The organism is Bradyrhizobium sp. SZCCHNGR1005, from assembly GCF_032489995.1.
In the GTDB taxonomy this organism is placed as follows: Bacteria; Pseudomonadota; Alphaproteobacteria; order Rhizobiales; family Xanthobacteraceae; genus Bradyrhizobium.
The window spans coordinates 1201922-1214674 of sequence record NZ_JAUEZC010000001.1 but is presented as its reverse complement, the minus strand read 5'-3'; the positions used below and the strand labels follow the sequence as shown (position 1 = coordinate 1214674).

Sequence of the window (12753 nt, the reverse complement as noted above, 5' to 3'; positions counted from 1 at the left end):
GGTGCGTTAGGCGAGACTATCCTCTTGTGGTCCCACAACAATTCCGTGACGTCTGACCCCGTTGCGGGGAAACTGCGTGCCGAATGGATCTCTTCAGCCAAGCCCAAAGCCTCGGAATCCTGACCGAATTTTTCGATGGTCAGGGGCGCCGCCATGTCACCGATGAAGCAGCGCTGAAGATCATCATCGAAGCCTTTCCCCAACCGACGCCGCGCCGGCTGCTCGACGGCACCGTGGTGATTCGTACCGGTCAGCCGGCGCGCAGTCGGCTCGGCGAGGCCGCCAAGCTGCCGGTCAGCTGGACCATCAGAAGCGGAGACGAGCCGATTGCGGTCGGCAAGGCCGACGAGCCGATGATCGAGTGGCCGGACGATCTTCCTGTCGGCTCCTATCGGCTGCAACTCATCGATGCGTCATTGTGCCGTGAGGAGCTACCGCTGATCGTGGCACCGCAGAAGGCATTCGGTGGCGACTTCGACCGCGGCTGGCTGCTTGCCGTGCAGCTTTACAGCATTCGCTCCGGCCGCAATTGGGGCATGGGCGATTTCACCGATCTTGCCGGCCTGGTCGAGCTTGGCGCGCAGCTCGGGGCCGATGGGGTCGGGCTCAATCCGCTGCATGCGCTGTTCGACGACCGGCCCGGGGACTTCAGTCCTTATGCGCCGAACAGTCGGCTGTTTCTCAATGCACTTTACATCGATGTCGAGAAGGCGCCGGGTTTCCAGGGCGGGATCGATCGTGCCGGGCTGAAGGCCGTCAGGCAGACCGAGCATGTGGATTATAAGAACGTTGCGGCCTTGAAGTGGCCGGCCTTGCGCGCAGCTTTCGCCGCCTTTCGTCGTGGCGGTGCGGCCGCGGATGCGGCTGAGTTCGCAGCCTATCGCGCTGAACGCGGCGAGCTCCTCGAACGGTTCTGCTGCTTCGAGGTGCTGCGTCACCGGTTCAATCAGCCCTGGTGGGAGTGGCCGCAGGAATGGCGGCAGCCAGATGCGGCCCGATGCCGTAAGCTGCTGCAAGGCTCTGAGCGCGACGAAGCCGACTTCGTGGCCTATGTGCAATGGCTTGCTGAGCGCCAATTGCGCGCCTGTAAGGAGCTCGCCGGCCGGCTCGGCATGAAGGTCGGGCTCTATCTCGACGTGGCCGTGGGCGTGCAGGCCGACGGTTTCGATGCCTGGAACGAGCAGGAGGCGATCTCGCGAACCTTATCGGTCGGCGCGCCGCCCGACCCGTTGAACACGCTCGGACAGAACTGGGGCCTTGCCGGTTTCAATGCGCCGGGTCTCGAGCTCAGGTCGTTCGAGCCGTTCAGGGAGATGATCCGCGCCTCGATGCGCCACGCCGGCGCGATCCGGCTCGATCACGTCCTCGGATTGAAGCGGCTCTATCTCGTGCCGCATGGCTTTCCGGCGCGGCAAGGCGCCTATGTGCAGATGCCGTTCGATGCGCTGCTTGCGGCCACTGCACTGGAAAGCGACGCCAACGCATGCGTGGTCATCGGGGAAGACCTCGGCACGGTGCCGCAAGGTTTTCGCGAGCAGATGGTCGACTGGGGCGTTTGGTCCTATAAGGTCCTGATCTTCGAGCGCGAAGACAACGGCCATTTCCGTGACGTCGATTATTACCCGCCGAATGCACTGGTGACGCTGAACACACACGATCTCTCGACCTACGCCGGCTGGCGCTCGTTCGGCGACCTCAAGACCAAGCGGTCGCTGGGAATCGATCCCGGCGAGACCGACGAGCAACGCTGGCGTGCGCTCGGCATGCTGGACGAGGTGCTGGGGCACAACGCGATCCACAAGAACGATGTCTATTCGGCCATCGGCTTCCTGTCCCGTACGCGCTCCCGCCTGCTGGCCATCTCGCTGGAGGATCTGCTCGGCGTGGTCGATCAGCCCAATATTCCCGGCACCATCGATGAGCATCCGAACTGGCGCCAGAAAATTCCAGTTGCATTGGAAGACATCACCAACGCTGTGGACTGCACCGCGTTGACGACGGCAACCGCCGAGCGGATCAGTGCGGCGGCGATGAAGTAACCGAACAGAGCGGGGCACTCTGACATGGTGGGCGTTTGCATCAGAGGGTGGAATGTCCTGCAGAATCGAAGACTATGCCCTGATTGGCGATTGTGAGACCGCTGCCCTCGTCAGCCGCAATGGATCGATCGACTGGCTGTGCTGGCCCGCTTTCGATTCGGATGCCTGCTTCGCGGCCCTGCTGGGCGATCACAATAACGGTCGCTGGCTGATCGCGCCCAAGGGTGAGGTCAAGAGCTGCTCCCGGCGCTATCGCGGCGATACCCTCATTCTGGAAACGCGCTTCGAGACCGATGAAGGCGTGGTCGAACTGATCGACTTCATGCCTCCGCGCGGCCACGCCTCGGACATCGTCCGGATGGTTCGCGGCGTCAGCGGCACCGTGACGATGCGAATGGACATGATCATCCGCTTCGGCTTCGGCGTGGATATTCCCTGGGTCAGGCGCTCGGAGGACCGTACCGCGCTGCTCGCGATCTGCGGGCAGGACATGGCGGTGTTGCGCACCCCGGTCGAAACCCGCGGTGAAAACATGACAACGGTCGCCGACTTCACGGTCAAGACGGGCGAGACCGTGCCCTTCGTGCTGACCTATACGCCATCGCACCTGCCGCCGGCGCGCCCGATCGATCCTGATTGCGCCCTCGCCGACACCGAAAAGTTCTGGCACAGCTGGTCCAGCCACTGCAGCTATCGGGGCCACTGCCGCGAGCTCGTGCTGCGCTCGCTCATCACGCTCAAGGCGCTGACCTATGCGCCGACCGGCGGCATCGTGGCGGCGCCGACCACGTCGCTGCCGGAGAAGCTCGGCGGCAAGAGGAACTGGGACTACCGGTTCTGCTGGCTGCGCGATGCGACTTTCACCCTGCTGGCGCTGATGAACTCCGGCTATACCGAAGAGGCGGTGGCGTGGCACAATTGGCTGTTGCGCGCCGCAGCCGGAGCTCCGGCTCATATGCAGATCATGTACGGCATCATGGGACAACGGCGGCTGACCGAATGGATTGCGGAGTGGCTCTCGGGCTATGAAGGGTCGCAGCCGGTGCGGATCGGCAATGCCGCGCATGCGCAGCTGCAGATCGATGTCTTCGGAGAACTGATCGACGCCTTCCATCAGGCGCGCATGGCCAAGCTCAAGCTCTATGATGGCACCTGGGCGCTGGAATGCGCCGTGCTGGATCATCTCACGGATGTGTGGGACGAGCCCGATCACGGCATCTGGGAAATCCGCGGGGATGGCCGCCACTACGTTTTCTCCAAGGTGATGGCCTGGGTGGCGTTCGATCGCGCGATCAAGAGCGCGGAGAAGTTCGATCTCGACGCGCCGCTCGATCGCTGGTGCCGCCTGCGCGAGACGATCCACGAGGATGTGTGCGCGAAAGGCTTCGATTCCGCGCTGAACACCTTTGTCGAGTCCTACGGTTCGAAACTGCTCGACGCGAGCCTGTTGTTGCTGCCGGCGGTTGGCTTCCTGCCGTGTTCGGACGCGCGCATTCGCGGCACCGTCGAAGCGGTCGAGCGTCATCTGATGCGAGACGGTTTCGTGCTGCGCCACGACCCCCGCGAGCTGCGGGCCGATGAGCAGGAGCCGATCGAAGGCGCGTTTCTGGCCTGCACGCTGTGGCTCGCCGACGCACATGTTCTTGCGGGCAACGCCGCGAAGGCCGAAGCCCTGTTCACGCGTGTGGTCGAGATCGCCAACGATGTCGGGCTGCTCGCCGAGGAGTACGACACCCGCGCGCGGCGTCAGACCGGGAACTTCCCGCAGGCCTTGACGCACATCGCGCTTATCAATACTGCGCACAATCTGAGCGCTGCGAAAGCCATGAGCAAGAAGCCGGCCATACAGCGGTCGGAGTCCTGATAGTTAAAACACAGCGGCCCCGCGTCTTAACGCTTGGCGTTCTCGCCCAAGATCATCTCGATCGCGTTGGCAAAGCCCTCATCCTCGTTCGAGGTGGTGATACGGCTGGCATAGCCCTTCACGTCGTCGCTGGCATTGCCCATCGCAATCGATAACCCGCTCACCTTGAACATCGCGACGTCGTTGTGCATGTCGCCGATGGTCGCGACGGATTCCAGCGGAATCCCGAGCCGCTCGGCGGTCGCGGTGACGAAGGTGCCTTTGTCGCGGCCGGGCGGGGTGATGTCGAGATAATAGCTTTGCGAGCGCACGGCGAGCGCCTCGGCGCCGAGGGCCTCGCGCATCGCCCCCTCGCAGCGGACCAGGAGTTCGAAATCTCGGCTCGAGCCCACGATCTTGCAGGCGTCGGAGATGTAAGGCGAGAAGTCGTCGATGACGGTCGGATCGGCCCGGATCGCGCGCTTCTCGTTCGGCACGTAGTCGCCATCCGGCTTGCGCGTCAGCCAGGCATCGTTGGTGAACAGCCAGGTATCGACGCCGAACTGATGGAACAGATCGAGACTGCGCTCCGCGGCCGATCGCGGGATCAGGCTCTGCTCGATCGGATCCATGTTGGGGCTGACGATCGAACTGCCGTTGAAAGGACCGACCGGAAGGCTGATCTGCAGCGGCTCGACCAGGAAGCGCATGCCGATCGCGGGCCGGCTTGAGGTGATGGTGAAGGCGACGCCTGCCTCGTGCAGGCGCTGCGCAGCCCGGCGCGCGCGATCGGTCAGGACCTTGTCTTTGGTCAGCAGGGTGCCGTCGACGTCCGAGACGACGAGCGCAATACGGGACATCAGGAACTCCTGTTTGGCTGATAGCCTGGATCGATGTCGAGCTGCTGCAAGATGCGATCCACGATCACCTCGACCGGTGCGTCGACGGAGACCGTGACGGGATGCTCTTGATCGGCAGGTGGTTCCAAGGTCGCGAATTGGCTGGCAAGCAGACCAGGTGGCATGAAATGCCCCTTGCGATGACCGATCCGGTCCGCGATGAGCGCCTCGCTGCCCTTGAGGTAGACCATGCGGATGTCGTCGCGGCCATGCACGAGGATGTCGCGATAGGCCTTCTTGAGCGCCGAGCAGGCAATGATGACGTGCTCGCCGGCGGCGCGGCAGCGCTCGATTTCGGCCGCGATCGCCTGCAGCCAAGGCCACCGATCCGCGTCGGTCAGGGGATGGCCAGCGCTCATCTTGGCGACGTTGGCGGCGGGGTGAAAACGATCGCCGTCTTCGTAGCGCCAGCCGAGCCGGGCACTCAGTGCTTCGCCGATCGTGCTTTTTCCTGAGCCCGACACGCCCATGATCACCAGTGCGGAAGGCAGGTCAGACGTCAGGTTGTTCACTCAAGTTCTCCGGCCAGGCCGCCGCATCGATCAGGAAGATGGTCTCCTGATCCGAACGGGCGTGATTGGCCGGCAGATTCTCGCCCGAAAGCACGCGCGTCAAGATCGAACGCTTGTCCGCGCCCGCCACCTCGAACAGCATTTTGCGGCAGGCGTTCAGGGCGGGGAAGGTCAGGGTCACCCGAGGTACCAACGGTGCGACGTTGGCCTTTCCGACGCCAACGACCCAGCGATCGCGCACCTCGGTGGCCGGAAAGCCGGGGAAGAGTGAGGCGACATGCCCATCCGGCCCGATGCCGAGCAGCACCAGGTCGAACAGTGGTCGCGCCGGATCGAGGGCATCTGCACCGTAAAATTCCTGCAGCGTGCGCTGATAGGCGCGGGCGCTCTCATGCACATCCCCTGCTCCCGTCGGAATAGGGTGGATATTCGCAGCCGGTGCGCAGGCGTCCAGGAACGCCTGCCGCGCCATTGTCATGTTGTGGAGTGCATCGCCGGGCGCGACGAAGCGCTCGTCCCCTATGAACCAGTGGACGCGATCCCATGGCAGGCGGCGACGGAAGGGCTCGGCCCCCAGCAACTGATACAACTGTTTCGGGCTGGAGCCGCCGGTGAGGCAGATTGCGACACGGCCTGGATTGGCATCGATCTGCGCCAACAAGTGCTCGGCGGCCGCCCTCGCCATCGCTTCCTTGTCGGCGAGACGAACCAGCTGGCGTCCTGAACCCGACATCGTCAATCGAGCTTTCGCCAGCTGCGGCCGTCGCGCGTCAGCAGCTCGGCGGCGGTGGCCGGGCCGTCGCTGCCGGCTGCATAGGTCTGCAGGCCGTGATGGCCGGCCTTCTTCCACGCCTCGATGAATGGCTGCACAGCCCTCCAGCCAGCTTCCACACTGTCGGCGCGCTGGAACAGGATATTGTCACCAATCATGCAGTCATAGATCAGCGTTTCGTAACCGGTTGCGGGCTCGGCCTGGAAATAGTCCTTGTAGTTGAACTTCATCTGCACGCCGTCGGTGCGGACCGACGGCCCCGGCACTTTGGTGTTGAACTGCAGGGTGATACCCTGGGCAGGCTCGATGCCGATGACGAGATAGTTCTCGGCAAGCGTCTCGACCGGCGTGCAGCTGAACATCGCGAACGGCGCCTGGCGGAACTTGATCGCAACTTCCGTGCGCTTCAGGCCGAGCGCTTTGCCCGTCCGCAAGTAGAACGGCACGCCGGCCCAGCGCCAATTGTCGATCGTGAGCTTCAGCGCGGCATAGGTCTCGGTCGTGCTTTCCGGATCGACCTCCCGGGTGCTGCGATAGTCGGGAAGCCTGGTGTCGCCGATGTGACCGCTGGTATATTGGCCTCGGACCGAGTTTTGCAGCGCCTCGGCTTCGGTCTGGATCTGGATCGCGGACAGCACCTCCGCCTTCTCCGAGCGCACGGTATGCGCATCGAACCGCGCCGGAGGCTCCATGGCGACCAGCGACAACAGTTGGAAAAGATGGTTCGGGACCATGTCGCGCAGCGCGCCGGTCGCATCATAGAAGCTGCCGCGGGTGCCGACGCCAAGCTTCTCTTCGACCGTGATCTGGATGTGGTCGATGTGGTGGCGGTTCCAGATCGGCTCGAACATGCCATTGGCAAAGCGCAGCACCAGGATGTTCTGCACCGTCTCCTTGCCGAGGTAGTGATCGATCCGGTAGATCTGGTGCTCGGTCACGAGCTTCAGGAGCTCGTCGTTGAGTGCTTTGGCGGAGGCGAGATCGGTGCCGAAAGGTTTCTCCACCACGAGCCGCCGCCACGCGCCGCCTTCCTCGCGCAGCAGGCCGACGCGGCCGAGCTGGCGGGCAATCGGCGCAAACGCGCTCGGTGGTGTCGCCAGATAAAACAGACGGTTGCCGCCGGTCTCGCGATTGGCTTCCAGCTTCTCCAGCCGTGACTTCAACGCATCGAAACTGTCGGGCTCCGATGGATCGGCCTCGATCGCGGTGACGCATTGGAGCAGCCGCTTCGCGATCTCGTCCTCGATCGGCCGGGTCGCGAATTTGCGCAAACCCTCCATCAGGTCGTCGCGCAGCTTCTCGCTCGGCATACCTTTGCGGGTGATGCCGACGATGCAGAAGCGATCCGGCAGCAGATTGGCGGCGGCGAGATTATAGAGCGAAGGGATCACGAGGCGATGGGTGAGATCCCCGGTCACGCCGAAGATCACGAAGGCGCAGGAGTCCGGCTTCTGATACTCATATGATCCGTTCGCCATCGCTCATGCCTTTGGCTTGACCATCTCGGGGGCCGCTTGGCGCGCCGGATCAGCATGCTGCTCGGGCTCCTTGTGGCCACCGAACCCTTCCCGCATTGCGGATAGAATTTTTTCTGCGAATGTGTGTTCCTGTCGGGAGCGGAAGCGGGCGAACAGCGCTGCGGTCAACACTTCGGCCGGCACGGCCTCGTCGATCGCGGCGTTCACTGTCCAGCGGCCTTCGCCGGAATCTTCCACAAAGCCCGAATATGTCTCGAGGCTGGGCTGCCTTGCGAGCGCGATCGCGGTGAGATCGAGCAGCCAGGATGGGATGACGCTGCCCCTGCGCCAGACCTCCGCGATATCGGCAAGATCGAAATCGAAGCGGTGATCGGCCGGCAGCACCTCGCTGCTGGCATTCTTGAGGATGTCGAACCCCTCGGCATAGGCCTGCATCAGGCCATATTCGATGCCGTTATGGATCATCTTGACGAAGTGGCCAGCACCGATCGGACCGGCATGGAGATATCCCTGCTCGACGCGTCGGTCACGCTTGTCACGGCCGGGCGTACGCGAGATCTCGCCGACGCCCGGAGCAAGCGCGGCGAAAATCGGATCGAGCCGGTCCACCACGGCCTTCTCGCCGCCGATCATCATGCAATAACCGCGCTCCAGGCCCCAGACGCCGCCGGACGTGCCGACGTCGACATAATGCAGGCCGCGCTCCTTCAGAGCCTTGCCGCGGCGAACGTCATCCTGCCAGAAGCTGTTGCCGCCGTCGATGATGACGTCGTCGGGCTCCATCAGCTTGGTGAGTTGCTCGATGGTCGCCTCAGTGATCTTGCCCGCCGGCAGCATGACCCAAACGGTACGAGGCTTGTCGAGCTTGGCAACGAACTCGTCCAAACCACCAGTACCGATCGATCCGTCCGCGGCGAGCGCCGCGACCGCTTTCGGGTCGCGGTCATAAACGACGGTAGAGTGTCCTGCGCGCATCAGGCGGCGGACGATGTTGCCGCCCATCCGCCCAAGGCCAATCATGCCGAGCTGCATCACTTGCTTCCTTGTACTTAACTCAGCGCGTCCGTGATCGCGGCATCCAGCATCTTCAGGCCGGACTTCAAATCGCCTTTCAGATGTACGCGGAGCGCACGGCGGCCGCGCTCGGTCAGCACGTCGAAATCGCCACGCGCCTGCGCCGCCTTGACCACGCCGAAGCTCGCCTTCCAGCCGGGGATCGGCAAGTCCTTGGCGTCGTCAGCGGTGATCTGCAGGAACACACCGCTGTCGGGGCCGCCCTTGTAGGCTTGGCCGGTCGAATGCAGGAAGCGCGGGCCGAACTCGGCGCAGGTGGCGACATGTTTGGCATCGCGCAACTTGAGTCGCATGGCCTGCAGCGCGTCGATGTTGCCTTCGTTGCGCTGGATATAACCGAGCAGGGCGACATAGTCCCGTTCGCCGGCGCGCGCGAGATGTGCCTTGAGCCAGGAGGCCAGGCTGCCGTCGGCGCCATGCCCGCGCAGCGCCTCCGCATTGTGCGCGTCGGTGTAGAGCTCGCAGCCCTTGGCCGACATCACAGGCTCTTCCTCCGGCAGCGCACCGGTCTTCTCGAACGCGGCAGTGAGCTCCCGCGTCTTGATCTTTGCGGATTCGACGTCCGGCTGATCGAACGGGTTGATCCCCAGCACGGCGCCGGTGACCGCGGTCGCCATCTCGAAGCGGAAGAACTCCTGGCCGATGTGGTCGATCGATTTCACCACGATCCGCGCCAGCGGATGGCCGGCTTGTTCCAGCGCGGCCAACTTCTCCTCATGGGCGGCGTCCTGTTCGCCCTCGGTGCGGATGTCGATGAAGAAGCGGTCGTCGCCGTAAAGCGCGGGCTCCCCGGGCGGCTCCCCGTCGATCGGAATCAGGCCCTTGCCCTCCTTGCCCGTCGATTCCGCAATCAGCTGCTCCGCCCAGGCGCCGAAATCGGCAAGCTTCGGCGATGCGAAGATCGTCACCTTGTCGCGGCCCTCGAGACCCGCGAGGCCCATGGCGAGCCCAAGCTGCACGCCCGGATTCTCGTGCGGTGGCACATCGGCCCCGCAGGAGCGCACCATCGACAGCGCGTGCGTGATCAGCTTCTTGACGTCGATTCCGGCTGTCGCCGCCGGCACCAGACCGAAGGGGGAAAGCACGGAGTAGCGGCCCCCGATGCTCGGTTCGCCATAGAAGATGCGCGCGAAGCCTTGGTGCTTGGCCGCCTTTTCCAACGACGAGCCGGGGTCGGTGACCGCGATGAAGCGGTGGCCGGCCTTGGCCGCGCCGATCGCCTCGGACACCCGCGCAAAGAAGTAATCCTTCATTGCATTCGGCTCGGTGGTGCCGCCCGATTTCGAGGAGACGATGAACAGGGTTTTCGAAATATCGATCGCCTTCTCCATCGCGCGTACCTGCGCCGGATCGGTCGAATCGAGCACATGCAGCTTGGGGAAGCCGGCCTTGCGCGGGAAAGTCTCGGCGAACACCTCGGGCCCCAGGCTCGAGCCGCCCATGCCGAGCACCACGGCGTCGGAGAATTTCTGTCCTTTCACGCGCCGCGAATAATCCTCGTAATCGGCGAGATCGGCTTTTGCCGGGCTGGTCAGCCAGCCCAGCCATTTATGCTCGTCGTGGCCGGTCCAGATCGCGGAGTCCCTCGACCAGAGGCGGCGGATCTTGGCGTCCGCCCGCCACTCCTCGGTGGTTTTCTCGATCTTCTTGCCGAGGTCGGCCGCCGTTGCGACCGTCTGTTCGCCAAGCTCAACGCCGAGGACTTTGGCCCGCTTGTGCGCGACCGCGCCATAGAGCTTGTCGGCGGCATCGGCGAACTGCTTGACCCCATCGATGACCAGATCGGCCGTGATCTGGTCGAGCGAGATACCGGACCGCTCCAGCTCCTCGAGCGCGGCCTGCGCGTCTTCGACATTCTCCTCGAGGCTGTCGCGTACTTTGCCGTGATCACGGAAGGCGTCGAGGGTCGCCGGCGGGACCGTGTTCACGGTGTTCGGCCCGATCAGCTCCTCGACGTAAAGGACGTCGCTGTAATCCTTGTTCTTGGTGCCGGTGGAGGCCCAGAGCAACCGCTGCGGTTTGGCGCCCTTGGCGGCAAGTCGCTCCCAGCGCTCCCCGGCAAATAGCTGCTTGTAGTCCTGATAGGCCATCTTGGCGTTGGCGATGGCGATACGCCCCTTCAGGTCGGCCAGCCGCTCTTTCTCGGTCGGATCGTTGGCCTGAGCGATCTTCTGGTCCAGCTGCTTGTCAACCATGGTGTCGATGCGGCTGACGAAGAACGACGCCACGCTGGCGACGTGGGACGGATCGCCGCCGTCGGCAACGTAGGCCTCGAGGCCCGCCAGATAGGCTTCGGCGACCTGGCGATACACCGCCTGCGAGAACAGGAGCGTGATGTTGACGCTGATGCCCTTCGAGATCAGGTGCTGGATCGCCGGCAGGCCGGCATCGGTGGCCGGCACCTTGATCATCAGATTCCTGCGATCGACCGCTTTCCAGAGGTGTTTCGCCTCGGCGATCGTGCCCTTCGTGTCCATCGCCAGATAGGGCGAGACCTCGAGACTGACGAAGCCGTCGTTGCCGTCGAAGCGATCGTAGACCGGGTCCAGCACGTCGGCGGCATGCCGGATATCTTCGATGGCCAGCGCCTCGAACAGGTCTGCGACCGAGCGGTCGCCGCTCTTCAGCGCCTTGCCGATCGGCGCGTCATATTCGTCCGAGCTGCCGATCGCTTTTTCGAAGATCGACGGGTTGGACGTCACCCCTTTGACGCCGTCCTGGTCGATCAGCCGCTTCAGGTCGCCTTTCGCAATGAAGCCGCGGGCGAGGAAATCGAGCCAGACTGCCTGGCCGTGCTGTTCGAGTGTTTTGACGGGATTCATGGTGCCTATCTATGTGCGCTGGCTTGCTTTTTTGGGTTCCGGGGCGGGCAGGATACCGGCCCGGGCGGGCCCCTGACGACTATGCGCTACCACCCCGGATAACGCCATTCATATCGGATTGATCCCTGTGAAAACCCGGCGGATGCGAGCCGCCCGCCCCCGCGGCTCGGCGCGTCGGGGCCTGCAGATAGCCTTTCGCCGCAGTTCGGCGATTCGGAGCTCGCTGCCTTTCTCCGCTTTCCATGAATCCGGATCGCGGATCTGCCAAGGTGATGTTCTGCGCTTTCATCGTATTGCCACATGCCGCGCGTTCGAGGCCGCCGCTTGAGATCTGGCCAATGCGGCGGTTGACGTTGTGGCCCCCCGTCGGATGCGGCGATGGCGAGCAACGCAGAGCCGTGCACCACCAGTACAATGGTCGGTCGCTGCTGGCGTCCGAGGCCACGAAAATGCCGCCAATGGCGGACAGCACGCTGAGCAAAACAACAAATTAAATTGCTTCGAAGCATTCTTGCTCTCCTTGCAAAGCCAACAACATCATCACATGTTTTGATTCGAGATGGTGTTGTTTGTGTCTGAGAGTCGCAAGCTCCTTACGACCAGTGAGGACGTCTGTGCGATCACTGATATCGGTGCTGACGAGAGGAAGGATCTTGTCGTCGTTGCCGCAGCCATCCCTACCGACGGGATGGGCGTAGCTGATTGCGCCCTGCGCATCTTCGGCCAACATGTGATCGCACGAGCGGCTCGAACTAAACTCGGCGGGATAGCCGCAGCAACGCCACGAACATTCACGACGGCGCCGGCTCTCGGCTTGCTGATCATCGTGTTCGCGCGAACGCAGCCTGGAGAGCAGATCCGGCTCCCGGCCACGAGCTTGGTGCAGGCAAGCGCGATCTCCAGCTTCGATCTGATCTTCCTCAATACGACTCCTCGATGTCTCGGCATCATGGGCTGCAGGGACCGCGCGAGATTCGTTCCAAATATTCGTCGCTTCAGGGAAGATCTGCGTTCAGCCGCGGTTCACGTGCGACGGGAGACTGATGCCGTCGCGCAAGGGCGGCGAGGTTTGCCCGGCTTCACAATGTCTTGTGCGGCGCAAGGCGACGAGCGTGCCGGGGTTTTGCGGATGTTGCGAAGCAGAGACAATGGGTTACAAATGACCGCTACGGCTCGATTTTGCCGAACTATTGAGCGAACTGCTTGTTGATAGGGCAGTTGCTGCTTGCGCTTTGCGTTGCGGAAGAGGGTCAAGAGGGTGCCCAATAGGGGCTGGCGCGCTTCACTCTGAGTCGGTGTCGAGATCAGGAGGAA

General features: G+C 63.4%; 9 protein-coding genes. 3 read left to right on the top strand and 6 right to left on the bottom strand.

Going from position 1 to position 12753, the window contains the following annotated elements:
* Positions 1-83 precede the first annotated feature (83 nt).
* A complete protein-coding gene (gene malQ / locus QXZ85_RS05560; RefSeq protein WP_315767232.1) occupies positions 84-2039 on the top strand; it encodes a 4-alpha-glucanotransferase in 1956 nt (651 codons plus the stop codon).
* A gap of 52 nt (positions 2040-2091) precedes the next feature.
* Positions 2092-3903: a glycoside hydrolase family 15 protein gene (locus QXZ85_RS05555; RefSeq protein ID WP_315742898.1), complete on the top strand. Its 1812-nt coding sequence runs from the start codon at positions 2092-2094 to the stop codon at positions 3901-3903.
* A gap of 26 nt (positions 3904-3929) precedes the next feature.
* Here QXZ85_RS05555 and QXZ85_RS05550 read toward each other — a convergent pair whose 3' ends face one another.
* The 6 genes from QXZ85_RS05550 to QXZ85_RS05525 all read right to left on the bottom strand — a co-directional run bounded on the left by QXZ85_RS05550 (position 3930) and on the right by QXZ85_RS05525 (position 11439).
* Positions 3930-4742, bottom strand: coding sequence for an HAD family hydrolase (locus QXZ85_RS05550; RefSeq protein WP_315742897.1), 813 nt, complete (start codon positions 4740-4742; stop codon positions 3930-3932).
* A complete protein-coding gene (locus tag QXZ85_RS05545) occupies positions 4742-5293 on the bottom strand; it encodes a gluconokinase (protein WP_315701097.1) in 552 nt (183 codons plus the stop codon). The genes QXZ85_RS05550 and QXZ85_RS05545 overlap by 1 nt, the downstream gene beginning before the upstream one ends.
* Positions 5274-5951 carry a 6-phosphogluconolactonase gene (gene pgl / locus QXZ85_RS05540; RefSeq protein ID WP_315701096.1) on the bottom strand — a complete coding sequence of 226 codons (678 nt, stop codon included), beginning with the start codon at positions 5949-5951 and terminating at the stop codon, positions 5274-5276. The genes QXZ85_RS05545 and pgl overlap by 20 nt, the downstream gene beginning before the upstream one ends.
* Positions 5952-6028: 77 nt before the next feature.
* On the bottom strand, positions 6029-7543 hold the full coding sequence (gene zwf / locus QXZ85_RS05535) for a glucose-6-phosphate dehydrogenase (protein ID WP_315701095.1): 1515 nt from the start codon (positions 7541-7543) through the stop codon (positions 6029-6031).
* 3 nt (positions 7544-7546) lie between these two features.
* Positions 7547-8575 carry a phosphogluconate dehydrogenase (NAD(+)-dependent, decarboxylating) gene (gene gnd, locus QXZ85_RS05530; protein ID WP_315767233.1) on the bottom strand — a complete coding sequence of 343 codons (1029 nt, stop codon included), beginning with the start codon at positions 8573-8575 and terminating at the stop codon, positions 7547-7549.
* A 17-nt stretch (positions 8576-8592) separates the two neighbouring features.
* Positions 8593-11439 carry a bifunctional transaldolase/phosoglucose isomerase gene (locus QXZ85_RS05525; protein WP_315767234.1) on the bottom strand — a complete coding sequence of 949 codons (2847 nt, stop codon included), beginning with the start codon at positions 11437-11439 and terminating at the stop codon, positions 8593-8595.
* A gap of 559 nt (positions 11440-11998) precedes the next feature.
* Here QXZ85_RS05525 and QXZ85_RS05520 point away from each other — a divergent pair.
* The gene (locus tag QXZ85_RS05520) at positions 11999-12649 is read left to right on the top strand and encodes a hypothetical protein (RefSeq protein WP_315767235.1); all 651 of its coding nucleotides are present in this window, start codon (positions 11999-12001) and stop codon (positions 12647-12649) included.
* Positions 12650-12753 lie beyond the last annotated feature (104 nt).

Excerpts from the sequence above, each read along its gene's own strand:
- malQ (WP_315767232.1), top strand. The coding sequence starts at position 84 with ATGGATCTCTTCAGCCAAGCCCAAAGCCTCGGAATCCTGACCGAATTT.
- QXZ85_RS05550 (WP_315742897.1), bottom strand. The coding sequence starts at position 4,742 with ATGTCCCGTATTGCGCTCGTCGTCTCGGACGTCGACGGCACCCTGCTG.
- zwf (WP_315701095.1), bottom strand. The coding sequence starts at position 7,543 with ATGGCGAACGGATCATATGAGTATCAGAAGCCGGACTCCTGCGCCTTC.
- QXZ85_RS05525 (WP_315767234.1), bottom strand. The coding sequence starts at position 11,439 with ATGAATCCCGTCAAAACACTCGAACAGCACGGCCAGGCAGTCTGGCTC.
- QXZ85_RS05555 (WP_315742898.1), top strand. The coding sequence starts at position 2,092 with ATGTCCTGCAGAATCGAAGACTATGCCCTGATTGGCGATTGTGAGACC.
- QXZ85_RS05520 (WP_315767235.1), top strand. The coding sequence starts at position 11,999 with ATGGTGTTGTTTGTGTCTGAGAGTCGCAAGCTCCTTACGACCAGTGAG.
- gnd (WP_315767233.1), bottom strand. The coding sequence starts at position 8,575 with ATGCAGCTCGGCATGATTGGCCTTGGGCGGATGGGCGGCAACATCGTC.